20 protein-coding genes are annotated in these 25,521 nt (G+C 62.4%); 5 read left to right on the top strand and 15 right to left on the bottom strand.

The window, feature by feature from the left end:
• Window positions 1–7: 7 nt before the first annotated feature.
• From ureA to urtA, 7 genes are all read right to left on the bottom strand, one after another.
• The gene (ureA, locus tag GXB78_RS00340; RefSeq protein WP_329513691.1) at window positions 8–310 is read right to left on the bottom strand and encodes an urease subunit gamma; all 303 of its coding nucleotides are present in this window, start codon (window positions 308–310) and stop codon (window positions 8–10) included.
• Between the two features lie 156 nt (window positions 311–466).
• On the bottom strand, window positions 467–1,306 hold the full coding sequence (locus tag GXB78_RS00335; protein ID WP_329513690.1) for an urease accessory protein UreD: 840 nt from the start codon (window positions 1,304–1,306) through the stop codon (window positions 467–469).
• Window positions 1,307–1,349: 43 nt separating this feature from the next.
• Complete coding sequence (gene urtE / locus GXB78_RS00330; protein WP_329513689.1) at window positions 1,350–2,048, bottom strand: urea ABC transporter ATP-binding subunit UrtE; 699 nt, start codon at window positions 2,046–2,048, stop codon at window positions 1,350–1,352.
• Between the two features lie 123 nt (window positions 2,049–2,171).
• Window positions 2,172–3,041 (bottom strand): urea ABC transporter ATP-binding protein UrtD, encoded by an 870-nt coding sequence (gene urtD, locus GXB78_RS00325; RefSeq protein WP_016771888.1) that lies wholly within the window; start codon window positions 3,039–3,041, stop codon window positions 2,172–2,174.
• Entirely contained in the window at window positions 3,038–4,117 is a 1,080-nt protein-coding gene (gene urtC / locus GXB78_RS00320) for an urea ABC transporter permease subunit UrtC (RefSeq protein ID WP_329513688.1), read from the bottom strand. The genes urtD and urtC overlap by 4 nt, the downstream gene beginning before the upstream one ends.
• Window positions 4,117–5,619: an urea ABC transporter permease subunit UrtB gene (urtB, locus tag GXB78_RS00315; protein ID WP_329513687.1), complete on the bottom strand. Its 1,503-nt coding sequence runs from the start codon at window positions 5,617–5,619 to the stop codon at window positions 4,117–4,119. The genes urtC and urtB overlap by 1 nt, the downstream gene beginning before the upstream one ends.
• Before the next feature lie 325 nt (window positions 5,620–5,944).
• A complete protein-coding gene (gene urtA / locus GXB78_RS00310) occupies window positions 5,945–7,210 on the bottom strand; it encodes an urea ABC transporter substrate-binding protein (protein ID WP_042608927.1) in 1,266 nt (421 codons plus the stop codon).
• Between the two features lie 230 nt (window positions 7,211–7,440).
• Here urtA and GXB78_RS00305 point away from each other — a divergent pair, with 230 nt between their 5' ends.
• Window positions 7,441–12,369, top strand: coding sequence for a DUF4329 domain-containing protein (locus tag GXB78_RS00305; protein ID WP_329513686.1), 4,929 nt, complete (start codon window positions 7,441–7,443; stop codon window positions 12,367–12,369).
• A 49-nt stretch (window positions 12,370–12,418) separates the two neighbouring features.
• Here GXB78_RS00305 and GXB78_RS00300 read toward each other — a convergent pair whose 3' ends face one another.
• From GXB78_RS00300 to cbiE, 8 genes are all read right to left on the bottom strand, one after another.
• Window positions 12,419–13,792: a PepSY-associated TM helix domain-containing protein gene (locus GXB78_RS00300; protein WP_329513685.1), complete on the bottom strand. Its 1,374-nt coding sequence runs from the start codon at window positions 13,790–13,792 to the stop codon at window positions 12,419–12,421.
• Window positions 13,793–13,986: 194 nt separating this feature from the next.
• A complete protein-coding gene (locus GXB78_RS00295) occupies window positions 13,987–16,107 on the bottom strand; it encodes a TonB-dependent copper receptor (RefSeq protein ID WP_329513684.1) in 2,121 nt (706 codons plus the stop codon).
• A gap of 84 nt (window positions 16,108–16,191) precedes the next feature.
• A complete protein-coding gene (locus tag GXB78_RS00290; protein ID WP_329513683.1) occupies window positions 16,192–16,638 on the bottom strand; it encodes a DUF2946 domain-containing protein in 447 nt (148 codons plus the stop codon).
• A gap of 21 nt (window positions 16,639–16,659) precedes the next feature.
• A complete protein-coding gene (locus tag GXB78_RS00285) occupies window positions 16,660–17,139 on the bottom strand; it encodes a copper chaperone PCu(A)C (protein ID WP_329513682.1) in 480 nt (159 codons plus the stop codon).
• Window positions 17,140–17,187: 48 nt separating this feature from the next.
• Window positions 17,188–17,586, bottom strand: a complete 399-nt coding sequence (locus tag GXB78_RS00280; RefSeq protein WP_253498649.1) for a DUF2946 domain-containing protein — start codon at window positions 17,584–17,586, stop codon at window positions 17,188–17,190.
• Between the two features lie 317 nt (window positions 17,587–17,903).
• Entirely contained in the window at window positions 17,904–18,620 is a 717-nt protein-coding gene (locus GXB78_RS00275; RefSeq protein ID WP_329513681.1) for a cobalt-precorrin-6A reductase, read from the bottom strand.
• Window positions 18,617–19,714, bottom strand: coding sequence for a cobalt-precorrin-5B (C(1))-methyltransferase (locus GXB78_RS00270; RefSeq protein ID WP_329513680.1), 1,098 nt, complete (start codon window positions 19,712–19,714; stop codon window positions 18,617–18,619). Before GXB78_RS00270 ends, GXB78_RS00275 begins: the two co-directional genes overlap by 4 nt.
• Entirely contained in the window at window positions 19,707–20,918 is a 1,212-nt protein-coding gene (gene cbiE, locus GXB78_RS00265) for a precorrin-6y C5,15-methyltransferase (decarboxylating) subunit CbiE (protein WP_329513679.1), read from the bottom strand. The genes GXB78_RS00270 and cbiE overlap by 8 nt, the downstream gene beginning before the upstream one ends.
• Before the next feature lie 132 nt (window positions 20,919–21,050).
• On the opposite strand from cbiE, the gene cobG reads away from it, so the two are divergent.
• Genes cobG through cobJ form a run of 4 tightly spaced genes read left to right on the top strand, consistent with a single transcriptional unit; the run spans window position 21,051 to window position 25,399 of the window.
• Window positions 21,051–22,349, top strand: coding sequence for a precorrin-3B synthase (gene cobG, locus GXB78_RS00260; protein WP_329513678.1), 1,299 nt, complete (start codon window positions 21,051–21,053; stop codon window positions 22,347–22,349).
• Window positions 22,342–22,968 carry a precorrin-8X methylmutase gene (locus GXB78_RS00255; protein WP_065615537.1) on the top strand — a complete coding sequence of 209 codons (627 nt, stop codon included), beginning with the start codon at window positions 22,342–22,344 and terminating at the stop codon, window positions 22,966–22,968. Before cobG ends, GXB78_RS00255 begins: the two co-directional genes overlap by 8 nt.
• The gene (locus tag GXB78_RS00250) at window positions 22,965–23,699 is read left to right on the top strand and encodes a precorrin-2 C(20)-methyltransferase (protein WP_408005089.1); all 735 of its coding nucleotides are present in this window, start codon (window positions 22,965–22,967) and stop codon (window positions 23,697–23,699) included. The genes GXB78_RS00255 and GXB78_RS00250 overlap by 4 nt, the downstream gene beginning before the upstream one ends.
• Entirely contained in the window at window positions 23,699–25,399 is a 1,701-nt protein-coding gene (gene cobJ / locus GXB78_RS00245) for a precorrin-3B C(17)-methyltransferase (RefSeq protein ID WP_329513677.1), read from the top strand. The genes GXB78_RS00250 and cobJ overlap by 1 nt, the downstream gene beginning before the upstream one ends.
• Window positions 25,400–25,521 lie beyond the last annotated feature (122 nt).

Here is a 25,521-nt window from a genome sequence, read left to right as displayed (position 1 = left end):
CGCGGCCTCAGACGATCGGCTGGTGAACGGTGACCAGTTTGGTGCCGTCGGGGAACGTCGCCTCGACCTGGATTTCCGGGATCATTTCCGCAATGCCCTCCATCACCTGCTCGCGGTTGAGCAGGGTGGTGCCGTAGTGCATCAGCTCGGCCACGGTCTGGCCGTCGCGGGCGCCCTCGAGCAGGGCGGCGGAGATGTAGGCCATGGCTTCCGGGTAGTTGAGTTTCACGCCACGGGCCAGCCGCCGCTCGGCGACGAGGCCGGCGGTGAAGATCAGCAGCTTGTCTTTTTCGCGTGGGGTCAGGTCCATGGTTCGGGTTCCATCAGGGCAGATTGAAAAATTGTCTGATTGCGCACATCCCCTGTGGGAGCGAGCCTGCTCGCGAATACGGTTTCATATTCAGCGTATGGGGTGGCTGACATGACGCTTTCGCGAGCAGGCTCGCTCCCACAGTTGGATTGCATTTCAGGTGTTCCAGATTCGTGGAGGCATGGCTTCGCGCCCCAGCAGCGCAGGTCTCAGCAATCGCCACAGATCGATCAGCCACGCCCGTGCCAGCAACGCTTCACTGGCCAGACACCGCGCCACCAGCAACCCCGGCAACTGGGTCAGATCCCCACGCACGTCATGCTCCAGCGAGCGGCAGCGCTCCAGCAGCTCGACGTCAATCTCACCGGTGACCAGCAGCGTCGCAAACACCGGTTGCCCATCCAGGCCGATCGGCGAATCGAGTAAACCGTCCGCACCGACAATGCGCTGCCGTTCATGCCAGAGCAACTGACCATCGCGGCGGATATCCAGGTGCGCCTGAAAATGCCCGAGGTCAAAACGCTCGCCACTGGCCGGACGACCGAGCGCCACCACGTCCCAGTAGAACAGCCGCGCATCGCCTTCCAGCTCGATCGTCGTGCTCAACTCGGCCTGCGCGGCGCTGTAGACGATGGTTTCCTGCGGCAGCCATTCCAGCGTCGCGCCGGCAGCGACTTTCAAGTCGAGTTGCTGATACGCCGGACCTGCCGCGCGGTACCACTTGGCGGCGCCGGGGCTGGTGATTTGCACCCAGGCGTTGGCTTCAACGCGAGCGCTGATATCCAGACGATCACCACCGGCAATTCCGCCCGGTGGATGGACGATGATGTGCTGACAGACCTCGGGGCCTTCGGCGTACAGGTGCTTTTGTACGCGCAGCGGGCCGAAGTGGCGGCGCATGACCGGGCGCGTGCAATCGCCGAAACGCGCGTAAGCCAGCTCCAGCTCGGCGTGCCAGCTCGGGGTAAACAGGGCAGGTGAGGCAAGTGAATTCATGATTGGTGATTATCGTTAGGAAGCTACAGATTAGACCGTCGCGTTAGATCGTGACCAGCCCGCGTACACCCTCGGCCTCCATATTTTCCCCGCGACCGTGCTGAACGATCTCGCCCCGCGACATCACCAGGTATTGATCGGCCAGTTCTGCAGCAAAGTCGTAGAACTGCTCGACCAGCAGAATCGCCATGTCACCGCGCGCCGCGAGCTGCTTGATCACCGCGCCGATCTCCTTGATCACCGACGGCTGAATGCCTTCAGTGGGCTCATCAAGAATCAGCAGGCGGGGACGGCTGGCCAGGGCGCGGCCGATCGCCAGTTGCTGCTGCTGACCGCCGGACAGATCACCGCCACGGCGCTGCTTCATTTGTAGCAGCACCGGGAACAGTTCGTAGATGAAAACCGGGACTTCTTTGGCTTCTGAGCCGGGAAAGCGCGACAGGCCCATCAGCAGATTCTCTTCCACGGTCAGCCGTCCGAAGATTTCACGGCCTTGCGGCACATAAGCGATACCGGCATGCACACGCTGATGCGGCTTGAACGTGGTAATCGGTTTGCCTTCCCAGTTCACCGCACCTTCCTTGGCCGGCAACAAGCCCATCAGGCATTTGAGCAGAGTGGTCTTACCGACGCCGTTACGCCCGAGCAGGCAGGTGACTTCGCCGACCTTCACGTCAAAGCTCAGACCGCGCAGGATGTGGCTACCGCCGTAGTACTGATGAAGTTGTTGGACTTGTAGCATCGGAACTCCGTTAGTTGGGCTTCAAGCCGCAAGCCGCAAGCCGCAAGCTGCAAGCAAGAGCAGTGCTGTTTATGACTTTGCTTTTACTTGCTGCTTGAAGCTTGTCGCTTGCAGCTGGCCGATTCATCGGCCGAGGTAGACCTCGATCACGCGCTCGTTTTCCTGCACCTGCTCCAGCGAGCCTTCCGCCAGAACGCTGCCCTGATGCAATACGGTGACGTGGTCGGCAATCGAGCCGACAAAACCCATGTCGTGCTCGACCACCATCAGCGAATGCTTGCCCGCCAGCGACTTGAACAGCTCGGCGGTGAACTCGGTTTCGGCGTCGGTCATGCCCGCCACGGGTTCGTCGAGCAGGAGCAGTTGCGGGTCCTGCATCAGCAACATGCCAATCTCGAGGAACTGCTTCTGTCCGTGGGATAACAACCCGGCCTGGCGATTGACCGAAGTGGTCAGGCGAATCGTCTCGAGCACTTCGCTGATGCGATCCTTCTGCTCGCCACTCAAGCGCGCACGCAAACTGGCCCACACCGACTTGTCGGTCTTCTGCGCCAGCTCAAGATTTTCGAACACGCTCAAGGCTTCAAATACCGTCGGTTTCTGAAACTTGCGGCCGATGCCGGACTGGGCAATCTGCACTTCGCTCATCTGGGTCAGGTCCAGGGTTTCGCCGAACCAGGCCTTGCCGTGGCTGGGCCGGGTCTTGCCGGTGATCACGTCCATCAGCGTGGTTTTGCCGGCGCCGTTGGGGCCGATGATGCAGCGCAGTTCGCCGACGCCGATGTACAGGTTGAGATTGTTCAGCGCCCGGAAGCCGTCGAAGCTGACGCTGATGTCTTCCAGGGTCAGGATCGTGCCGTGGCGCGTATCGAGGCCGGGGCCGACGCGCTGGCCGAGGCCGATCGAGTCGCGGCTGGTGCCTTCGTCCTTGTTCGGTTCGACGGGAAAGAACGCAGGTTCGAGCATGAATTCAGCACTCGCTGTGACTCTCATTGTTCACCTCGTTTCTTCAGCAGACCGATCACGCCCTTGGGCAGGTACAACGTCACGACGATGAACAGCGCGCCGAGGAAGAACAGCCAGTATTCGGGGAAGGCCACGGTGAACCAGCTCTTCATGCCGTTGACCACGCCCGCGCCGAGCAGCGGCCCGATCAGCGTGCCGCGCCCGCCGAGGGCGACCCATACCGCAGCTTCGATGGAGTTGGTCGGCGACATTTCGCTGGGGTTGATGATGCCGACCTGCGGCACATACAACGCACCGGCCAGTCCGCACAACACCGCACTCAATACCCAGACGAACAGCTTGAAACCGCGCGGGTCGTAGCCGCAGAACATCAAACGGTTTTCCGCATCGCGCAGCGCCGTCAGCACGCGGCCAAACTTGCTCTGCGCCAGGCGCCAGCCAATGAACAGGCTGGCCACCAGCAACAGCACGGTCGCCAGAAACAGCACCGCGCGGGTGCCCGGTTCGGTGATGCCGAAACCGAGAATCGTGCGGAAATTGGTGAAACCGTTATTGCCGCCAAACCCGGTCTCGTTGCGGAAAAACAGGAGCATGCCGGCGAAGGTCAGGGCCTGGGTCATGATCGAGAAATACACGCCCTTGATCCGCGAACGGAAGGCGAAGAACCCGAACACCAGCGCCAGCAAACCGGGCGCAAGCACCACCAGACACATGGCCCAGATAAAGCTGCTGGTGCCGCTCCAGTACCACGGCAATTCGCTCCACGACAGAAAGGTCATGAACGCCGGCAAGCCATCGCCAGCGGCCTGACGCATCAGGTACATGCCCATCGCATAACCGCCGAGGGCGAAGAACAGGCCGTGGCCCAGCGACAGCAGGCCGGCATAACCCCAGACCAGATCCAGCGCCAGAGCGACGATGGCGTAGCAGAGGATTTTGCCGACCAGAGTCAGGGTGTAGGCCGAGACGTGCAGGGCGTTGTCCGGCGCGAGCAGTGACAGCAGCGGCAGAACGATCAGCAGCGCAAGGATCACACCACCGACCGCGAGCGTGACTTTCGGCCCGGCCTTTTGTGTAGCCGTGACTAACAGAGGCTGGTTCATCAGTCGATCACCCGTCCTTTCAGTGCGAAGAGGCCTTGCGGACGTTTCTGGATGAACAGAATGATCAGCGCGAGGATCAGGATTTTGCCGAGCACCGCACCGATCTGCGGTTCGAGAATCTTGTTGGCGATGCCTAAACCAAACGCGGCGAGTACGCTACCGGCCAACTGCCCGACGCCGCCGAGCACCACCACCAGGAACGAGTCGATGATGTAGCTCTGGCCCAGATCCGGGCCGACGTTGCCGATCTGGCTCAGCGCCACGCCGCCCAATCCGGCGATGCCCGAGCCGAGGCCGAAGGCGAGCATGTCGACGCGCCCGGTCGGCACGCCGCAGCAGGCGGCCATGTTGCGGTTCTGCGTGACGGCGCGCACGTTGAGGCCCAGGCGAGTCTTGTTCAGCAGCAGCCAGGTCAGCACCACCACGAACAGCGCGAAAGCGATGATGACGATGCGGTTGTACGGCAGCACCAGATTGGGCAGTACCTGGATGCCGCCGGATAGCCACGCCGGGTTGGCCACTTCAACGTTCTGCGCGCCGAACACCAGCCGCACCAGTTGGATCAGCATCAGGCTGATGCCCCAGGTAGCGAGCAGGGTTTCCAGTGGCCGGCCGTAGAGGTGCCGGATCACCGTGCGTTCCAGCGCCATGCCGATGGCCGCCGTGACAAAAAACGCCACTGGCAGCGCAATCAGCGGATAGAACTCGATGGCCTGCGGCGCGTAACGCTGAAACATCAGTTGCACCACGTAGGTCGAGTAGGCGCCGAGCATGAGCATCTCGCCGTGGGCCATGTTGATCACGCCGAGCAGGCCGAACGTAATGGCCAGACCGAGGGCGGCGAGCAGCAGAATCGAGCCGAGCGACATGCCGCTGAAGGCCTGGCCGAGGACTTCGCCGATCAGCAATTTGCGCTTGACCTGAGCGAGGCTGGTTTCGGCGGCGGTACGCACGCCGGCATCGCTTTCCACGCCGGGCTCGAGCAAGCCTTCGAGGCGTGTGCGTGCCAGCGGATCACCGGTTTCGCCGAGCAGGCGTACGGCCGCCAGGCGCACTGCCGGATCCGTATCGACCAGTTGCAGATTGGCCAGCGCCAGGCTCAGGGCGGCATGCACGCTTTGGTCTTTTTCCCCAGCGAGTTGCTGGTCGAGGAATTTCAGCTGCGCGGGTTTCGCGCTTTTCTGCAATTGCTGCGCGGCAGCCAGACGGATTTTGCTGTCAGCGGCGAGCAATTGATGGCTGGCCATGGCGGTGTCGATCAGACCCCGCAGGCGATTGTTCAGGCGCAGGGTTTTGGCTTGGCCGTCGATGGTCAATTCGCCTTGTTGCAGGGCGTTGAGCAATTCGATGCGGGCCGGATCGGGCTGCGCGGCCCAGGCTTCCAGCAGCCTGGCCTGTTGCACCGGATTGGCCGCGACGAAGTCTTCGGCGTCGCCGGCGTGGACCAGCATCGGCAGCAACAGTGCGATGGCGAGAAGCAAGCGGTGTATGGCAGTGGGCATTGGTGGTGTCCTGTTCAACCGCCCCCTCACCCTAACCCTCTCCCGGAGGGAGAGGGGACTGACCGGGGTGACTGGGCGATGTGCTGCGACCTGCGAATTCGAGTCGAGCTCAGGCTTTGAAAAGCATGAAGATCGGCTCCCTTTCCCCCTCTCCCTGAGGGAGAGGGGACTGACCGGGGTGACTGGGCGATGTGCTGCGAACTGCGAATTCGAGTCGAGCTCAGGCTTTGAGAAGCATGAAGATCGGCTCCCTTTCCCCCTCTCCCTGAGGGAGAGGGCTGGGTGAGGGGGAAAACTCAAGCCCGCCTCAAAGGTTGAATTCGCCTCAGTTGCTCTTCACCGCATAATCCGGCTTCTTGTCGTTGCCCTGAATGAACGGGCTCCACGGTTGCGCGCGGATCGGGCCTTCGGTCTGCCATACGACGTTGAACTGACCGTCGCTCTGGATCTCGCCGATCATCACCGGTTTGTGCAGGTGGTGGTTGGTCTTGTCCATGGTCAGGGTGTAGCCCGATGGCGCGGCAAAGGTCTGCCCGGCCAGCGCTTCGCGCACCTTGTCGACGTCAGTGGATTTGGCTTTTTCGACCGCTTGAGCCCACATGTGGATGCCGACGTAGGTGGCTTCCATCGGGTCGTTGGTCACCGCTTTGTCGGCGCCCGGCAGGTTGTGTTTCTTCGCGTAGGCTTTCCAGTCAGCGACGAATTTCTTGTTCGCAGGATTCTCCACGGACTCGAAGTAGTTCCACGCCGCAAGGTTGCCCACCAGCGGTTTGGTGTCGATGCCACGCAGTTCTTCTTCACCGACCGAGAAAGCCACCACCGGTACGTCGGTGGCTTTCAGGCCCTGGTTGGCCAGCTCTTTGTAGAACGGCACGTTGGAGTCGCCGTTGACGGTGGAGATGACGGCAGTCTTGCCACCGGCGGAGAATTTTTTGATGTTGGCGACGATGGTTTGATAGTCGCTGTGACCGAACGGCGTGTAGACCTCTTCGATGTCCTTGTCGGCGACGCCTTTGGAATGCAGGAACGAGCGCAGGATCTTGTTGGTGGTGCGCGGGTAGACGTAGTCGGTGCCGAGCAGGAAGTAGCGCTTGGCGCTGCCGCCTTCTTCGCTCATCAGGTATTCAACGGCCGGGATCGCTTGCTGGTTCGGCGCCGCGCCGGTGTAGAACACGTTAGGCGACATTTCTTCGCCTTCATATTGCACCGGGTAGAACAGCAGGCCGTTGAGCTCTTCGAACACCGGCAACACCGATTTACGCGACACCGACGTCCAGCAGCCGAACACCACCGCGACCTTGTCCTGGGTCAGCAACTGCCGACCCTTTTCGGCAAACAGCGGCCAGTTGGAAGCGGGGTCGACCACCACCGGCTCGAGCATCTTGCCGTTCACGCCGCCCTTGGCGTTGATCTCGTCGATGGTCATCAGCGCCATGTCCTTGAGCGACGTTTCGGAGATCGCCATGGTCCCGGACAACGAATGCAGAATCCCGACCTTGATGGTCTCGGCCGCCTGGACAGTCCAGGTCATGCCCATCGCGGCAATGGATGCCGTGAGTGTGAAAGCCTTGATCAAACTGCGACGCTTCATTGTGCGATCTCCATGAACATTCGATTTTTTCTGGTTGGCAGATGCGGACGACTGAAGGGGGTTTTGCAAAGGCTGTGCCCGGTCGCGTTCAGGCAGGGAAACGTCATGCCAGAGCGCTTGCGCGCTGAAGCCGTGCACCACGAGGGGACGGTAATTGGGCGGTGGTGCGTCGAGTTGCGCCAGATTGGGGCGCGAGCTGTTGCGCAGATGCGGATACATAAACGATAAACATGTACCACAGCTGGCGAAAACCGACGGCCCACACTCAGGCGCTCATCCGATTCTCAGCGCAGGTTTTTATGAGTCATGTCTCAGGCCGATCCGGTCGTACCGCAAGTTCTTCAGCAACGTTCAAGCTGCCCCCACTGAGCCCGGCCTTTCTGACTGAAGAAGACGCCGCCTATTGGGTGCATACACGGGTTCCACCCAACCCGGACAAAGAGTACGGCAGCGTGATCCTGCTGCGTCCGGACGGAAAATTCCTCGCCACTTCGCCCGTCGCAGGGCAAGCCACGGGCTTCGACTTCGGCACAATTGTGCAGACCGATGTCCTTGGCGGCATGCTCCACCCACTGGGCTACCGATGTATCGCCAGCGTTCACAGCCATCCGCCGATACATGCCGAGTTCCGCAATGGCAATCGGCGTCAGGATGAAACGCTGCTCCGACTGTTCATGAGTTTCTATTCAGGCGGCGATTTCATTGGCGATGTGTCGGCGCGGGAGTTCTTTCGCAGCGCTTACCTTTCAGGTCCGGATGGCAGCTTGCTCAAATACGTGTCGAGCGGCTCGCCCGAGGAGCGCGACTACTTTCTCTGGCAGCAGTCCGGCGGGCCGACCGGGCATCCGGCGGGAGCGTATGACGTCATGGCGGTGATCAACAAGCTGGCGTCCGTGGGTGAACTCAAAGTCATCGTCTCGAATGCCGACTGGGGGCACTCCGTGGGGCGCGTACCTGCGCAGTGGAAGGCCGGCTCGCCGTTCTCCACTGGTGCGGTCACCGAACTGCCGTTGATGACCCGTGTATGCGTCAATGCCGAACGCGCTGTGCTTGCCGCCTTGAAATCAAGAGGCGCGCATACAACAGGCCTGATATTGAAGAAATTGACTGGCGAGGAGTATGTCGCCACCCATGCGCGCCCGGCCGGACCGGCCGCATGGGATCCGGAGCGAATATTCCCGGTTGATGCCCAAGGGCAATTGCAGTTACCGAGGGGATATTTGCTGGAGGGCTTTTACTTCGCCTCGCGGCCCGACCCTGCGCAGTTTCCGCCTGGTCAGCCTTGGCTCTACGAGAACTTCTTCACGCCCCGGGAGATTGCCCAGGCAATCGAAGCGAATGCCCGCAACAAACATCTGGCGAAAGCAGGACGTGCGTTGTCGCTGTACATGCAGGCGCAGGATCATGCGATGTTGAAGTACCGCTTCAGCGGTGATTCGATCGAAGCGGCTCTGAGCGTTGCTCATGCGGACGGCACGGTCAGCGACAACGATGTGCAGGCAAGGCTGTTGGCCGGCACGCTGGCTCCCCGTGCATTCGTCTCGATGCTGGTATTGGCCGGCACCCTGGAGGTCGTGCGCGGCAGTGCGCTGTGGGCGCATTTGGGGCCAGTGGACCTTGAATGGCAACCGTTCGCCAATTTCGCCTGGCCGCGATTGAGCAGGCCGTTTCTCTCTGCCGATGATGCGGTTCGCCATGCCCATGAGCTTGTGGGCATCCGCCGTGATCAGCAATACGCGGGGTATGTTTTTCAGCGTAGCGACAAGCGTTTCGTGGTGACCGAACCCTTGCCCGGAGACATCGATACGCTCGGCCAGAGCAGGCTTTACCCGATGGACAATCATGGTCGCCCGGTCTTTCCCGACGACCATGTGCCGCACGCCCGTTATGTCTCCCACGTCGCGCTGTCACACCTCCCTCCAGTGGATGCAGAGCTTTTTGGCTGGGCGCATCAGGAAGCGGTTGTAAGTTTGCAAATGCTGAACGTGGCAGAGGTCAGGCAAGTGCTGCTCGACCAGATGGCCTTGTATGTCTGCGCGGCACCGGACAGTCTGGTCAAGTATGAAGTCCACGGATCTGACGTTTCCCGGGAGCTGGGCAGGCGCTTGGGGACACGCCAGCATCCAGGTGCCTTGGCGTTCGAACTGGACAGCGGCAGCAAACGCCCGCAAGACTTCATTCAAGAACAGGCAGCGGCCGGTTATCTGACGGTTCTGATCGATAATGAGCTATGGGGTTATCGCGGGCGAGTGCCGGCCACATGGTCGCTGCGCACATCGCCGTCACCTTTGCCGGCGCCACCGTTGCCTGCGCTTGTGTTTCCGCTGCCGGGCAGAGACCAGCCCGTTCTGCCCAGACCCGCATTTCTCCCGCAGCCCCAAGCCCCGTTACCGCCGACGCTGTTGACGTTGCCATTGCCATGGAAACGCGTGGAAGGAGTAGCCTTCGGCGCGGTTTTTCCTTCAGCTGATGAGGCCGCGCAGGATCGATACAGCCGCGCTTTTCGCGCACAGAGCGAGGCGCGCGCGCACTTCGGGTTCATGCTCAAGCACACGAGTCGGCAGGAGTATGTTGTCACCGAGCTGATATCCGTCAGCGATCAGGATTCAAATCCGTTCAGGCTCGATTCGATGTTCGCCGATCTGCCGTCCGCCCCGTGGCATGTGTTGCCCGAGGGCTTCGAACTGCACGGGAATTTCTACGTGTCCGCACGTACAGATGATCCGACAAAAAGTCCGCATGACTGGCTGAGCCATTACTTCATCTCGCCGGACCATCTGACAGCGTCCATGTATTACGGCGGCCGCCGTCCGGTCATCGCGTCGGACGTTCCCGCAGTGCTCTATATCGCGGTGCGCGACGGCGCCCTGCTGAAGTACGCGGGCAGCCGTTCCAGCAAGCTCTTTCATGACGCTTCGTCTCAGAGCACGCTCGACAGGATCAAAAGCGATCTGGCTGGCGGAACCTGGCTGCCGACCGATTTTATTCATGAGGTCGCCAATAACGGCGACCTCTCGGTCATGCGTACCGGAGCGTGCTGGGACAGAACGGGGCGGGTCAGGGTGACCTGGCAGCCCTATGCGAATCTGCAGCGTCGCGCGCTTGGTCCGGTTTTTCTGACGGCTGACGATGCAGCCGTGCACGCGAGGACGCTGATTCCTCAGGTTGCGGAGAGGGTCTACGGCGGCCTGATCATGGAGACCGCCGATAAACACTACGTGGCGACCGTGCCCATTGAAGTCAGCCATGAGGATTTCGATGCCGGCGATATCTGTCCCGAAGAAAGCCGAACGTATGGACTGTTTCCCGCTGGTTGTCGGATCGTTGCACGCTACAGGTCGCGGGTTGTCCGGGAAGTTTCTCTGGTGTTGGCGCACGTGCAGAAACAGGTCTACCTGAACATGTTTTCGGTCGAGGTGCTGGAATCGGCGTTCAACAAACGCGGCGTGAAAGAGGAGTATCGGGTGACAGCGGACGGTTCGCTGGTTCGCTATAAACCAGCGCCGTGGGATGAGTACCTGTTCGGCCCGGACGGTTCGGTGACAGGTTATCGGCCACAGGCCGAACTGGTTTCGCAATTGCTCGATCAGGGCGATCGGCAGTCCGTCGTCGATGCGAAAGCGATAAGACAGCGCCTGCGCGATCGGCAATTGAAACCTATAGATTGGGTCAACGATCTGGCCAGCTCCGGACACCTGTGGGTCGTCACCGGCAGCGAGATCTGGGGACAGCGCCGGCAGGTAGCGCAATGGACGCCATACTCGATGGATCTGTTGCCGGGCAGAGATTATGACAAGGCTCTGAGCAATCCGCTGTGCAGCCCGTTGTTCATTCAGGCAGACGCTGGCGCAAGGTACGTTCATGAAATGGCCTTGAGCAGAGATACGCAGACCTTCGGTTATCTTTTGAGCAGCCCCGAAGGCCTGTTCGTATCCACTCTGCCGGTTGAAGTCCAGCGCTCGACGTTGGCACTGGACCGCGTTTTTGAGCAAGGCAAGCTGCTGTCAGGCTTCAGTCTGAATGCCATTTACCTGCGAGCAGCGCTACCGCCTCTGGGAGCGCGGCCGGACGACGTACGGCACTGTTTTCTGTTGCCCAACGATGTCCAGTCCGCATGTGCGCGGGCCAACACCCCGCAGGGATTCTTGCCGATCTACTTCTCCTGCGCCGATGGAGCCTTGCTGAAACTGCAACTGCACGCGTTCGAACCCGGTACTTTCTACGATCGGTTCGGGCAGATCGAACTGCGCGCCAACGCCTTTGTCTCGATGGCGGAGGCGGCAGTCGATGAACGAGGCGTTGCCAGCGGTACCTTCAGATTTGCCGACTATGTGCACCGCATGGCTCATGCCGGCCGACTCGAGGTGATTGAAACCAGTGAATACTGGTCGCGTCATGGTCAGGTGGATGAAAACTGGCAGCCGCGCCTGCCAGAGCTAGCCAGCGCGCAACGCTGGCGCGCGCATCCGGTTCCGGCGCTGGGGCCTGTCTTTCATCATCCTGATGATGCCGCTTGCCATGCCCATGGGCGAGTAGCCGGCCAGGCGCAGATCGGGACCGGTTACGAGAGTGCGATTCTGGCGCAGCAGGCCAGCCTTCGATTCGTTCCGCTCGAACCGATCGTGTACTTCGCCAACGAGGACAATCCGCTGTTGCGCATATTGCGTACCACCGCGGACTCCGCCGTCAGCTGGCACGATCCGGCGCCGCGCTATCCAAAGGGTTACACGCTGGTCGCCAGCCATCAGCTCCACGTCTCGGGCAATACCACGCAGGGGGCGGACGCGGATCAGGTCTATGCCAATTTCGCCGCGCCTTCGCTTGTGCATGCGCACACCCATGCGCCAGCGGAAAAAGGTTTGAATGTCCTTTACTACTACTATTCGACGCCACACGACGTGCTGCTCAAATACACCCCCGTGTATTCAAGGGCGGAAAGGGATCTGTTGCTGACCCGATCGGTCATCTTCGAGGGCGGACGCTGGGTAAGCCGTCTCAGCCCCGGAGAGTTTGTGTCGCGACTCATTGAAATGGGTGAGCTCAGGGTGTTGATCGGCGGTTATTACTGGCGTCAGACCGGACGAATGGGCAACACCTGGCGAAACCATCGTCAACAGTCGCCGACGCCAGGAACCGTGCGCTTGCGGGACGAGTTGTAAACGACGTGAATGAACAGGCGCGGGCGGCTGAGACTGCCCACGCCTTAAGTCAGCTTGAAGAGTTAACGGTTCGCTGGGCGAGTCGGGGTACGAGATACCGGTCGAGCAACCACACCACCACCAGCGAAGCCCCCACCAATGGAAACACCACTGCCAGTACCAGCATGATCGCCACGCCGGTTTTCCACTTCGGCAGGTCATGGCGCAGCGGCGGTACGCCGAACTTGCCTTGAGGCCGGCGTTTCCACCAGATCACCACACCGCTGACGGCGCTGAGCAGAATCATCAGGCAGATCAGCAGCACGACGATCTGATTGAAGGTGCCGAACATCTTGCCTTCATGCAGCATCACGCCGATTTCCGTGGCGCGCGCGACTGTGCCGTAGTGCTCGAAGCGCACGTCCGCGAGGACTTTGCCGGTGTACTGATCGACGTGCAGGGTGGCGTCGTTGCGCGGGTCGTCGGCGAACACGGCGATGGTGAACACGCCGGTGGCGGTGGTTGGCAGGGTAATGCTGTAGCCCGGTTCGACCTTACGTTCGCTGGCGATGTTTTGCACGTCCTGCAGGCTGACCTCAGGTGCAGCGGGGCCGGCGTGGGCGTTGCCGTGGGCCATGTGTTCGGCGTGGTCGCCGGACATCGGCATCGGTGTGTTTTCCATCGCCCATGGCACGGTCTGGCGGGTGGCGCTGTTGAGGCTGCGCGCCTCGATGTCGGAGGTCGGCACGTTGTCCCACATCGCCGCCGGGAACACGTTCCACACTTGCGCGTACTGCTTGCCCCAGAAACCGGTCCAGGTCATGCCGCTGAGCAGCATCACCAGCAGCAATGTCGCGCCCCAGAATCCGGTGACCGCATGCAGGTCGCGCCACAATACGCGGCCACGACTGCTCAGGCGCGGCCACAATATGCCTGCCGCTTGCCCACGCGGCCACCACAGGAACAGACCCGACACCACCAGCACCACGCCCCAGCCTGCGGCCATTTCGATCAGCCGATCACCGACGGTGCCGATCATCAATTCACCGTGGATTGCGCGGGCGATGGCTTGCAGATTCTGCTTGGCATCCTGCTCGCCGAGGATGTCGCCGTGGTACGGATCGACGAACACGTTGAGTTCGTGCCCGGCATTTTTCACTACGAATTGCGCGCTGCGTTGCGCATTCACCGGCGGCAGGTATTGGCTGACCTGGCCTTGCGGATAGGCGTTTTTCACCCGTTGCAGCAAGTCATCGGCCGCCACCGTGTGGTGTCCGGTCGGTACTTCGAGCAGGCTGCTGTACATCAGCGTGTCGAGCTGTGGTTTGAACAGGTAAATGATCCCGGTCAGGGCCAGCATCACCATGAACGGCGCGACGAACAGCCCGGCATAGAAATGCCAGCGCCAGGCCAGGTTGTAGAAATTGGGTTGAGGCTTTTGCATCACGTTTGCTCCGCTGGGCTTGGTGCTTTTCGTTATTTGTCGGGACTGCCTGTTTGTGGCGAGGGAGCTTGCTCCCGCTGGCCTGCGCAGCAGGCCCTGGCTCTGCAAATCAAGAAAGGGCCGCTACGCGCCCCAGCGGGAGCAAGCTCCCTCGCCACAGGGCAGTGTTCACACCAGGAATTTCTCGTGGCGTGTCAGAAACTCATATCGACTTTGGTCCAGAGCGTGCGCCCCGGTTCATTAATTGGCTGCGGGTCATTGGCCGGGTAACCGAACCCGGCGTTGCCGGCCAGGTTCAGGTGCTCGGCGTAGGCTTTGCCGAACAGATTGTCGACGCCGCTGCTGACCTTCCAGTGCTTGTTGATGCGGTACGCGCCGTTGAGCGAAAACACACCGAAGCCCGAGCTCTGGGCGTAATCCTTGCCGACCACGTTGCCCTTGTTCGCGTCGATGCGGTGCTGCGCGGCGACCACTCGCCAGAGTGCCCCGGCGCTCCAGTTGGCTTCGCTGTAGGTCAGGCCGAAACGCGCGTCCAGCGGCGGCATTTGTGGCAGGGCCGAGCCGTCGCTGCTGTTCTTGCCCCAGGCATAGGCCAGGGTCGCATCGGCTTGCCAGTTCTCGCTGAGGTTGTAGGCCGCGCCGAGTTCGCCACCCATGATCCGCGCGTCGATGTTCTCGGCGCGCGAGGTGCTCATGCCCATCATCCCAGGTGTGTAGTCGAACAGAATGTAATCGCGCACCACGCCGACATAACCCGAGGCCCAGGCTTCGAGATCGGCGCTTTTGTAGTTGACGCCGAAATCGATCTGCGTGGTTTTTTCCGGTTTGATCGAATCGAAGGCGTTGAGCGAACCCGCCGGGCCGGTGTCTGGCGAAAACAGCTCCCAATAATCCGGGAAGCGCTGCGCGTGGCCGAGCCCGGCGTAGAGGGTGGTCGGGCTGTCCGCCAGATCGTGCTCATAGCGCACGAAGCCGCTGGGCAAGGTATCGGCGCGGGTGTCGTCAGCGGTCGGGTTGGGCCGCGACATCATTCCCGACCCGGTGCTCTGGCGGTAATCCCTGGCCGAGGCGCGATCGACCCGCGCGCCAGTGACCAAGCGATCACGCTCAGCGGCGTACCAGGTCATTTCGCTGAACACGCCGTAATTGTGGAAGTCGGCATCCTTGCTGTACGGCAGCTCCTTGTACGTATCGATGCCCATCGCACTGCGCTGGCGATGCTCGTTGGTCTGCGCATCCAGCCCGGTGATCAGCTGAATATCCGCCCAGCGCCAGGTCGCCTTGATCCGCGCACCAAGGGTGCGGCGGTCGACGTTGGAGGCCATGGGCCCGGCCATCATGCCGGTGCCGGACGGTGTGCGCAGGGTGTAGTTGTCCATCACATGGTCGGCGTAGTTGTAGTAGACCTGCGCCTCGAGTTTTTCCAGCACGTCGCTGATGTTGGATTTTTCCAGGCGCAGGCCGAGGCTCTCGCGCAGAAACTGCGAGCCGTCCATGCCACGCCCGGCATAACGCGCCTCGCCGTCGCCCTTGCCGGCGGTGAGCTCGATCAGGGTGTCGGCATCCGGCGTCCAGCCCAGTGCGACATCGCCGTTCCACTTGTCGTAGCGCGAGGCGACGATGTCGTTGTTGCCGTCGCGGTAATCGTCGGAATGCGCGGTGTTACCGATCACCCGCACGTAGCCCAAGGGACCGCCGGCAGCGGCGTCGATGACCTTGTCGAAACGGCCGTGGGAGCCGGCCAGGATGCTGGCGTTGACGCGCGTGCCGAGTTCGCCGAAGTTCTCCGGCTCACGGTCGAACAGCACCGTGCCGGCCGAGGCGCCGGGGCCCCAGAGCACGGTTTGCGGGCCTTTGATAACGGTGAGTTTGTCGTAGGTTTCCGGCGAGATGTACGAAGTCGGCGCATCCATTCGGCCCGGGCAGGCGCCGAGCATCATGCTGCCGTTGGTAAGGATATTCAGGCGCGAGCCGAACATGCCGCGCAACACCGGATCGCCGTTGGTGCCGCCATTGCGCACCAAGGCGAAGCCGGGAATGGTCTTCAGATAGTCGCCGCCGTCACTGGCCGGTACCGGTTGGCGCGGATCCTTGGGGTTGGTGATGATCGTCAGTGGTGAGCTTGGGGCGATGGCAGTGATCACCGTCGGGCTCAGTTCTTGCTGGTGGCCGGTATGCTCATCGGCCTGTGCCAGCGGTGTCAGCAATACGCCGCAGAGGACGGCGCTGGCATGCCCGAACCGCATCCGCGAGCGGTTCAGGGTGAAAGGCGCGCGGGCAGATTCCGCGCAGGGGACAGCAGTAAACCTGGACATGACAATTTCCATCGAACAGTCGTAAACACCACGGCCGGCAGCCTGGAGCTGTCTTCTCAACCGTGTGCAATCAGAGGTGCGTGTTTACGCGGCGATGGGCGGGGCGCGGGTGCGCGCGCCGGGGAAGAACGGTTGGCGGGCGTGGCCCAGACGCGGGGAGGGCGGGGTGAAGGTGTTGGGTGGCGGGAAGTTGAAAGCGACGAAATCGCCGCCACCGGTCAGTGCCGGGCAATTGAACAGCAGGCTGCAATAACCGCACTTTTCCCACAGCACGTGATGTGAGGATTGCGGCGGGCAGTGCTCGGCTGCGGGCTGGGCTTCATGGCTGCCGTGGTCCATGCCGGGCATGTCCATCGACATGTCCATGCTCATTGGCATCGATGTCGAGGCGTGCTGATCCATCGGCATCGACTGAGAAATCAGTGGGCCGATGAAGATCATCAACATGGCAAACAGGGCGATCCAGCTGCCACGCGTCAGCGTTTGAGCCTGACGGTGATGCGGGACGGGCCTGGGGCGCAACGGGCGCATGTGCGAAGTCAGCCGGGTCTGTTACTGAGCGTGCACGTGGGCCTTGGTGGATTCCGGCGGCTTCTTCTGCACGGCTACTTCAACGTTAACGTCGCCGGCTTTCTCGAAATGCAAGGTCATCGGGAAGCGCTTGCCATCGCTGAGCAGGCGGCGATCACTCGGGTTGAGCAGCATCACGTGGTAAGCCATCGGCGCAAACGTCACGGTGCCGCCGGCGGGAATTTCCACGCTTTGCACTTGCTGCATTTTCATCAGATCGCCCTGCATCACGTGTTCGTGCAGTTGCGCTTCGGGCGCGATGGGCGAGTCGACGCTGAGCAGGCGATCGGCGCTTTTGCCGGTGTTGTGAATGATGAAATAGGCGGCGACGGTCGGCGCGTTCGGCGGCAGTTCCTGCGACCACGGATGGGCGATTTCCAGCGCACCGACCTTGTATTCGTGGGCATGGGCAAAGCACGCCGGCAGCAACAGCGCAGCGAGGACGAAGAGTTTTTTAAACATGGCAGTTCTCCAGAACGATTTGAAACGCGGAATTATGGCGCGAACAAATCAGACCAGAGGGGAAGCGCGGGGATTGAGACTCGGCCATTGCTGGCGCGGCGTCGGGGTTTGCAGGGAGACGGGCGCAACGCTGCGGTTGCTTTCAAATTGCGCGAAATACAGCTGCGGCGTATGCCCCGGCAGCGCCAGCAATGGCGCTCCACCTGAGCAACACCAGCAGTGCTGCATGTTTGAATGGCTGTCGTTCTGCGGGGCCTTTTGATCCGTGGCGCCGATGTCGATCGCCACCATTTTCATGCCGCTGCCGGTGCAGAAACTGCTCCAGAGGATCTGCTCGGCCGGTGCGCCGCCCGCCTGCGCCATCGCCCCGCTCAGCGGCATGGCGAGCATGTTGAACAGCACTGCAAAGCAGGCGATCCAGGCAAATGCTAACCGGCGTCGGTTCATGGGACAGGTCCGTTGGGTGGGCGATCAGGCGCGGCTATTTAGCCTGATCAGGGCCGATAAGTAAAAAAGCGTCGTGCGGTCTGGTGTCGCAGTGCGCTGGTGAAAAGAGTGTAGCCACTTGGATTGGCAGTGCCAGACCGGACGCCTTCGCGGGCAAGCCCGCTCCCACATGTTTTGTGAGTGTGTACAGATATCAGCAACATTCACGGTTCCCGTGGGAGCGAGCCTGCTCGCGAAAGCGATTTGTCAGGCTCTGATGGGCTGCCGGTGCGGAAGTCTTCGCGAGCAGGCTCGCTCCCACATAGGGCGGTGCCGATTCAGTGGGAAAGGGCAGCGAGGACTTCAGCGACTGATCGAAACTCCCGATCAACCCCCGGCAACCCCGGGCGCTTCAACACCAGCACCGCCACTCCCCGCTCACGCGCCACTTCGAGCTTCGGCTCGGTCGCGGTGCTGCCGCTGTTCTTGCTGATCAGTACGTCGATCTGCCGGCGCTCGAACAGCGCTCGTTCATCTTCCAGCAGAAAAGGCCCGCGTGCGCCGATCACTTCGCAGCGCGGGTTGCCGGGATAGACGTCGAGGGCGCGCAGGGTCCAGAACTGGTGGGTGGGGATTTCGTCGAGGTGTTGCAGTGGTTCGCGGCCGAGGGTGAACAGCGGGCGGTGGAACGGTTCCAGCGCTGTGATCAGTTCGGCCCAGTCACTGACCTCGCGCCAGTCATCGCCTGCTTGCGGCTGCCATGCAGGGCGGCGCAAGGCCCAGCAGGGAATGCCGGCGAGCTGTGCCGCGCGGGCGGCGTTGGCGCTGATTTGCGCCGCATACGGGTGCGTAGCGTCGAGCAGCAGATCGGCGCCTTCATCGGCGATGAACTGCGCCAGACCTTCAGCGCCGCCATAACCACCGACGCGCACCTGACAGGTCAGATCCGTCGGCACGCGGCCAACGCCGGCGAGGCTGTAGATATGTTGCGGCCCCAATGTGCGGGCAATCGCCAGCGCTTCAGTGACACCGCCGAGCAGCAGGATCCGTTTCATGCAAAACCTCCGGCGTGCCCGACAATCCCGCCCTGACGATCGATGGCAAACACCTCGACCTGCACCTGCGCCGGTACTACGCTGCGGGCGAAATTCAATGCATGGCGACAGACCTCATCCCCCAAAGCGATCCCCGCCGCACTGGCCATGGCCAAGGCCTGTTGGCTGGTATTGGCTTCGCGAATGCCTTGTTGCAATGCCGCATTCGCGCCAATCGCCGCCGCCCAGTCAGCCAGTTGCGGCAAGTCGATGCTCGAATGCCGTGAGTGCAGATCCATATGTCCGGCAGCGAGTTTGCTGATTTTGCCAAAGCCGCCACACAGGCTGAGTTTATCCACAGGCACTTTGCGCAAATGCTTGAGCACGGCGCCGACGAAGTCGCCCATTTCGATCAGGGCGATCTCCGGCAGGTTATAGACCCGGCGCATGGTGTCTTCGCTGGCGTTGCCGGTGCAGGCGGCGATGTGCAGGTAACCGTTGGTTTTTGCCACGTCGATGCCTTGATGAATCGAGGCGATGTAAGCGGCGCAGGAAAACGGCCGGACGATACCGCTGGTGCCGAGGATCGACAGGCCGCCAAGAATGCCCAGCCGTGGATTCATGGTTTTCAACGCCAGTGCCTCACCGCCCTCGACATTGACCGTGACCTCGAAGCCGCCGTGATAACCGGTTTCGGCGGCGAGCAGGGTCAGGTGATCGCTGATCATTTTGCGCGGCACCGGATTGATCGCCGGTTCGCCGACGGCCAATACCAGACCCGGCCGGGTCACCGTGCCGACGCCGACACCGGCGTTGAAGCGGATCCCCGGTTCGGCGGACAGTCGCACCTGTGAATAAAGCAGTGCGCCATGGGTCACGTCGGGATCGTCGCCGGCATCCTTGATCGTCCCGGCTTCGGCGCCGCCTGCGTTCAAACGGCAGAACTCCAGGCGCATCTGCACCTGTTTGCCCTTGGGCAAGGTGATGTGCACAGCGTCGGCGCTGACGCCAGTGAGCAACAGGCGCGCCGCAGCGAGGCTGGTGGCGGTGGCGCAACTGCCGGTGGTCAGGCCGCTGCGCAGGGGCGCGGGTTGTTCGGCGGTTTCGTCACGCATCGAGGGGCTTGACCAGTTCCAGCAGGGTGATTGGCAACGCCTGACGCCAAGTGTCGAACTCGCCGAGCGGCTGCGCTTGGGCAACATGAATGCGTGTTAGCTCACCGCCGTATTGTTCACGCCAATGCATCAGGGTGATTTCGCTTTGCAAAGTCACGGCGTTGGCAACCAATCGGCCGCCGGGTTTGAGTTGAGTCCAGCAGGTTTCGAACACACCTTCACGGGTGACGCCGCCGCCGATAAATACAGCGTCCGGACGCTCAAGGCCGTGCAGCGCGTGCGGCGCCTTGCCGCGAATCAGTTGCAGACCGGGCACGCCCAGCGCATCGCGGTTGTGTTCGATCAACTGCTGACGACCCGCGTCGGCCTCAACGGCAATGGCGCGGCAACTCGGATGGGCGCGCATCCACTCGATGCCGATCGAGCCGCTGCCGGCGCCGACATCCCAGAGCAGTTCACCCGGCGTCGGTGCCAGGCGAGCGAGGGTAATCGCGCGCACATCGCGCTTGGTCAACTGGCCATCGTGGCGGAACGCCGCATCGGGCAAACCGGCGAGGCGCGACTGGCCGACAAATCCCGGCTCGGCCAGACATTCGATAGCGATGACATTGAGATCGGCGACCGCCGCGTCGCCCCATTCACTGGCGCGGCGGTCAATTCGGCGCTCGGCGTCGCCGCCCAAGTGCTCCAGAACAGTCATGCGACTTGCGCCGAAACCACGCTCGCGCAGCAGTTGCGCAACGGCGGCCGGGCTGCTGCCGTCATTGCTCAGCAGCAACAGACGCACACCGCTGAACAACTGCGCATTAAGCGCCGCCAGCGGACGCGCCACCAGCGACACAATCGTCACCTCCTGCAAAGGCCAGCCCAGCCGCGCCGCCGCCAGTGCACACGACGAAGGCGCGGGAATGATCGACATCTCGGCGCTCGGCACCTGCCGCGCCAGACTGGCCCCGACGCCGTAGAACATAGGGTCACCGCTGGCGAGCACGCAGACTGGCGCGCCACGCGACTCGAGCACCGGCGCGAGGGAAAACGGACTCGGCCACAATTGCCGCTCGCCGCCAATGCACGGCGGCAGCAGATCCAGCTGACGCTGGCCGCCGACGATCCGCGAGGCGCCCATCAGAGCACGCCGGGCGTTCTTGCCCAGGCCCTTGAAGCCGTCTTCACCAATTCCCACGATCGTCAGCCAGGGTGACATCTATATTCCTCAAAACGTGCCGTTCCGACGGGCAGACTTTTCATGCCGCCGGACAAAGCAGGCATAATACCGCGCCTTCGCCCGCGAAGCGCTTCTGCCACGCAACCGGTCAGCCCCTTGAACGAACGCCCGATGTCCACCGCCTTACGCCCCTCGGCCTGCCCGGGGTTGCTGCGTATCGTCCAGGCACTGGACGGCGGTATCTGTCGGATCAAGCTCGACGGCGGTTCGATCAGCGCTGATCAGGCCGATGCGGTGGCCACTGCCGCCGAGCAGTTCGCCGGTGGCGCGGTCGAAGCGACCAATCGCGGCAATCTGCAGATTCGCGGCATCGGTGCGCAATCGGCGGCGCTGATCGAGTGCTTGCTCGCCGCTGGCCTCGGGCCAAAGAACGCTGCCGGCGACGATGTGCGCAATCTGATGCTCAGCCCGGCCGCCGGCATCGATCGGCAGATGCTGATCGACACGCGCCCGCTCGCCGACCAGATCCTCGACACCTTGCAAAGCCATCCGCGCTTCCACGAGCTGAGCGCCAAGTTCGCCGTGCAGTTCGATGGTGGTGAAGCGCTGGCGATGCTCAAGCATCCCCATGATCTGTGGTTGTCGGCGTTTGAGCGGGATGGCGACATCCTCTGGGCATTCGGTCTGGCCGGTTGCCCGACGGATCGCCCGCTCGGCGCTGTGACCGTGGAAAATGCTCATGCACTGGTAGTTGCGGTGCTGGAGTTGTTCCTCGCCATGGCCCGACCAGAGCAAACGCGGATGCGCCATCTGCTCGACGAGTTGCCAAGGCTCGCGTTTCTTGAATCCTTGCGCGAGCGCGTATCGGTCAAGGCGATCAGCAATTGGCAGCGCCGGGATTCGGCAGACACGCTGCACATCGGCGCCCAGCAGCAAAACACCACGCGTCGTTTTTACGTCGGCGCGGTGCCGCCGCTCGGGCGACTCGATTCGGCGATGCTGCGCGGCGCGGCGCAACTGGCCCGTCAATTTGGCGATGGCAGCCTGCGTTTCACCCCGTGGCAAAGCCTGCTGATGCCGAACGTGAAGGCCACTGATACCGACGCAGTGCTTGAGCAGTTACGGGCGTTGGGCCTGTTGACGACCGCAGCCGAACCACTGACTCGCCTGATTGCCTGCACCGGCTCCAATGGCTGCAGCAAAGGCCTGGCCGACACCAAGCAGGATGGCCGGCATCTGGCGCCTCTGCTGCCGCCGGGACTCAGCGTGCACCTTTCCGGTTGCTCGCGCTCCTGCGCCGCCGCTCATTGCGCGCCAGCCACGCTGCTGGCCGTTGCCCCCGGTCATTACGACCTCTATTTTCGCGATGCAGCACAGCCCGGTTTCGGCTCGCTGCACGCCTGCAACCTTACTATTGAAGCGGCCGCGACCCTGCTCGACGCCCGCTCCCGGAGCCCCCTTGATGCTTGATTACATCCGCGACGGTCAGGAGATCTATCGCAACTCCTTCGCGATCATTCGCCGCGAGGCCAATCTGGCGCGCATCCCCGCCGATCTGGAAAAGCTCGCGGTGCGGGTGATTCACGCCTGCGGCATGGTCGAGGCCGTCGACGGTCTGCAATTCTCCGAGGGCGCCGGCAAGGCGGGGCGCGATGCACTGGCGGCCGGTGCGCCGATTCTCTGCGACGCGCGGATGGTCTCCGAAGGCGTGACCCGCACCCGTCTGCCGGCCAACAATGAAGTGATCTGCACCTTGCGCGACGACAGCGTGCCGGAGCTCGCTCGCGAACTGGGCAACACCCGCTCGGCGGCCGCGCTGGAGCTGTGGCGCCCGCACCTTGCAGGCAGTGTGGTGGTGATCGGCAACGCGCCGACCGCGCTGTTCTATCTGCTGGAAATGCTCGATGCCGGCGCGCCGAAACCGGCGCTGATTCTCGGTTTCCCGGTAGGCTTCGTCGGCGCCGCCGAATCGAAAGCCGCACTGGCCGCCGACAGCCGTGGCGTGCCGTTCGTGATCATGCAGGGGCGCCTGGGCGGCAGCGCCATGGCCGCCGCCGCCGTCAATGCCCTCGCCACGGAGATCGAATGATGCAGGCCAAAGGACGTCTGATCGGCCTCGGTGTCGGCCCCGGTGACCCGGAACTGATCACCGTCAAAGCCTTGCGCCTGCTGCGCGAATCACCGGTGGTCGCGTACTTCGTGGCCAAGGGCAAGAAGGGCAATGCGTTCGGGATCATCGAGGCGCACTTGGTCGAGGCGCAAAATCTGCTGCCGCTGGTGTACCCGGTGACCACCGAGGCGTTGCCGGCGCCGCTGTCGTATGAGCAGGTCATCAGCGATTTCTACGACGAAGCCGCCGTGGCGGTGGCCGAGCATCTGGATGCCGGTCGCGACGTGGCGGTGATCTGCGAAGGTGATCCGTTCTTCTACGGCTCCTACATGTATTTGCATGACCGCCTCGCCAGTCTCTATGAAGCCGAAGTGGTGCCGGGCGTGTGCTCGATGCTTGGCGGCGCTTCGGTGCTCGGCGCGCCGCTGGTGTATCGCAATCAAAGCCTGTCGGTTCTTTCCGGTGTGCTGCCCCATGACGAATTGAAACGGCGTCTGGCCGATGCCGATGCGGCGGTGATCATGAAGCTGGGGCGCAACTTTCCCAAGGTGCGTCAGGTGCTGGAAGAACTTGGCCTCGCCGAGCGGGCGTTGTATGTCGAGCGCGCGACCATGGCCAATCAGAAGATCGTGCCGATGGATCAGGTCGAGCCGATGTCCTCGCCGTACTTCTCGTTGATCATCGTCCCGGGCGAACGGTGGCAAGGTTGATGAGCCAATCGACTCCCGCCATCGTTATTCTCGGCCAGGGCAGCCTCGCGACGGCGCGGCGCATTCAAGAGGTCTACCCGGCGGCGCAGATCCACGGCCTCGCCGGACGTGTCGAAGGCGCCGACTGCGTGTATCAGGAATTCGGCGCGACCCTGCGTACGTTGTATCAGCAGGACACGCCGATCATAGCCCTGTGTGCGGCGGGCATCGTCATTCGCACCCTGGCGCCGTTGTTGCTGGAAAAAGGCGCCGAACCGGCCGTGCTGGCGGTGGCCGAAGACGGCAGCGCGGTGGTGCCATTGCTCGGTGGCCTCGGCGGGGTCAACGTCATGGCGCGGGAGATCGCGGCGGCGCTGCAAGTGGCGCCAGCGATCACCACCAGCGGTGAATTGCGCTTTGGCACCTGCCTGCTCAATCCGCCTAGCGGCTATGCACTGGCGGATCTGGAGTCGGGCAAGCGCTTTGTCTCCGATCTGCTCGCCGGGCACAGCGTGCGCATCGAAGGCGCGGCGCCATGGCTGGATCAGTCGCAGTTGCCACAGGATCCGCAGGCACTGCGCTCGATTCACGTGAGCAGTGCGCAGCGTCTGGCCAGCGCCGATGAGCTGTTGATCTATCCACGCAGTGTGGCGGTGGCGGTGACTGCTGAAGTGGCGGATCTGGCCAATGTCGTGCGCAATGCGCTGCATGCAGCCAACGTCGCCGTGCCGGCGCTGGCCTGTCTGGTGGCAGCCGACACTGACATGGCTTCGACGAACCTGCGTGAAGCTGCGCTCGAATTGGGCGTGCCCCTGCGCTTCGTCGCCGCGCAAAGCGATCTGCAAACCCTGGCCCACGTTGCAGTGCCAGCGGCGAATGTGATCAGCGTTGAAAATCTCGCGATCGCGATTGCCGAGCAACCGCTGGACGTGTCGCAGATCGGCCGCCCGCGCGGTCGTCTCGCGGTGATTGGCCTCGGCCCCGGAGCGGCCGAACTGATGGTGCCCGCGGTGAAAGCCGAACTGGCCCGCGCCACCGATGTGCTCGGCTATGAAACCTACGTGCGCATGGCCGGCCCGTTCCGCGACGATCAGGTGCAGCATTGCACCGACAATCGTGAAGAAATGCAGCGCGCCCGCCATGCCTTCCGGCTCGCTGCTGAAGGACGCTCGGTGATCGTGGTGTCTTCTGGCGACCCGGGCGTATTCGCCATGGCCGCTGCGGTGCTCGAAGCTCTGCACGAATCGGATGACCCGGCGTGGCACAGCGTCGATCTGGAAATCCTCCCGGGTGTCTCCGCCTCGCTGGCCACTGCGGCTCAGGCCGGTGCGCCGTTGGGCCACGACTTCTGCGTGATGTCGCTGTCGGACAACCTCAAGCCGTGGGCGATCATCGAGAAACGTCTGGATCTGGCCGCTGAAGCGGATCTGGCCCTGGCGTTCTACAACCCGATTTCCCGCGCGCGCCCATGGCAACTGGGGCGCGCGCTGGAGATCGTCGCGCAGCACCGTACGCCGCAAACGCCGGTGGTTCTGGGCCGGGACATCGGCCGACCGGGGCAGACGTTGCGCACCACGACGCTCGGTGCGCTGACGCCGGAACAGGTCGACATGCGCACGATGGTGCTGATCGGTTCTTCGACCACTTGTACGTTTGCTCGTGCCGGGGGCGGTGAGTGGGTTTATACGCCGCGTTGGTATGGTGAAAAACCACTCTCCTGAAATATGCAGCTGATAATTTAATTGTCAGCTGCACAAAGTTTGAACGGTTGTAATTTGAGTTACAGTTTCAATTGTTTCCTACAAGTAATAAACAATGGTCATGTCCTGCGGGGCAGGGCCAT

The sequence above is a fragment of the Pseudomonas moraviensis subsp. stanleyae genome, assembly GCF_036283065.1.
Lineage (GTDB): Bacteria > Pseudomonadota > Gammaproteobacteria > Pseudomonadales > Pseudomonadaceae > Aquipseudomonas > Aquipseudomonas stanleyae.
Note: the sequence above shows the minus strand (reverse complement) of the source record. Positions and strands in the feature narration are given on the sequence as shown.

Coding starts and splice junctions, on each gene's coding strand:
- ureA (WP_329513691.1), bottom strand. CDS start 310: ATGGACCTGACCCCACGCGAAAAAGACAAGCTGCTGATCTTCACCGCC.
- GXB78_RS00335 (WP_329513690.1), bottom strand. CDS start 1,306: ATGAATTCACTTGCCTCACCTGCCCTGTTTACCCCGAGCTGGCACGCC.
- urtE (WP_329513689.1), bottom strand. CDS start 2,048: ATGCTACAAGTCCAACAACTTCATCAGTACTACGGCGGTAGCCACATC.
- urtD (WP_016771888.1), bottom strand. CDS start 3,041: ATGAGAGTCACAGCGAGTGCTGAATTCATGCTCGAACCTGCGTTCTTT.
- urtC (WP_329513688.1), bottom strand. CDS start 4,117: ATGAACCAGCCTCTGTTAGTCACGGCTACACAAAAGGCCGGGCCGAAA.
- urtB (WP_329513687.1), bottom strand. CDS start 5,619: ATGCCCACTGCCATACACCGCTTGCTTCTCGCCATCGCACTGTTGCTG.
- urtA (WP_042608927.1), bottom strand. CDS start 7,210: ATGAAGCGTCGCAGTTTGATCAAGGCTTTCACACTCACGGCATCCATT.
- GXB78_RS00305 (WP_329513686.1), top strand. CDS start 7,441: ATGTACCACAGCTGGCGAAAACCGACGGCCCACACTCAGGCGCTCATC.
- GXB78_RS00300 (WP_329513685.1), bottom strand. CDS start 13,792: ATGCAAAAGCCTCAACCCAATTTCTACAACCTGGCCTGGCGCTGGCAT.
- GXB78_RS00295 (WP_329513684.1), bottom strand. CDS start 16,107: ATGTCCAGGTTTACTGCTGTCCCCTGCGCGGAATCTGCCCGCGCGCCT.
- GXB78_RS00290 (WP_329513683.1), bottom strand. CDS start 16,638: ATGCGCCCGTTGCGCCCCAGGCCCGTCCCGCATCACCGTCAGGCTCAA.
- GXB78_RS00285 (WP_329513682.1), bottom strand. CDS start 17,139: ATGTTTAAAAAACTCTTCGTCCTCGCTGCGCTGTTGCTGCCGGCGTGC.
- GXB78_RS00280 (WP_253498649.1), bottom strand. CDS start 17,586: ATGAACCGACGCCGGTTAGCATTTGCCTGGATCGCCTGCTTTGCAGTG.
- GXB78_RS00275 (WP_329513681.1), bottom strand. CDS start 18,620: ATGAAACGGATCCTGCTGCTCGGCGGTGTCACTGAAGCGCTGGCGATT.
- GXB78_RS00270 (WP_329513680.1), bottom strand. CDS start 19,714: ATGCGTGACGAAACCGCCGAACAACCCGCGCCCCTGCGCAGCGGCCTG.
- cbiE (WP_329513679.1), bottom strand. CDS start 20,918: ATGTCACCCTGGCTGACGATCGTGGGAATTGGTGAAGACGGCTTCAAG.
- cobG (WP_329513678.1), top strand. CDS start 21,051: ATGTCCACCGCCTTACGCCCCTCGGCCTGCCCGGGGTTGCTGCGTATC.
- GXB78_RS00255 (WP_065615537.1), top strand. CDS start 22,342: ATGCTTGATTACATCCGCGACGGTCAGGAGATCTATCGCAACTCCTTC.
- GXB78_RS00250 (WP_408005089.1), top strand. CDS start 22,965: ATGATGCAGGCCAAAGGACGTCTGATCGGCCTCGGTGTCGGCCCCGGT.
- cobJ (WP_329513677.1), top strand. CDS start 23,699: ATGAGCCAATCGACTCCCGCCATCGTTATTCTCGGCCAGGGCAGCCTC.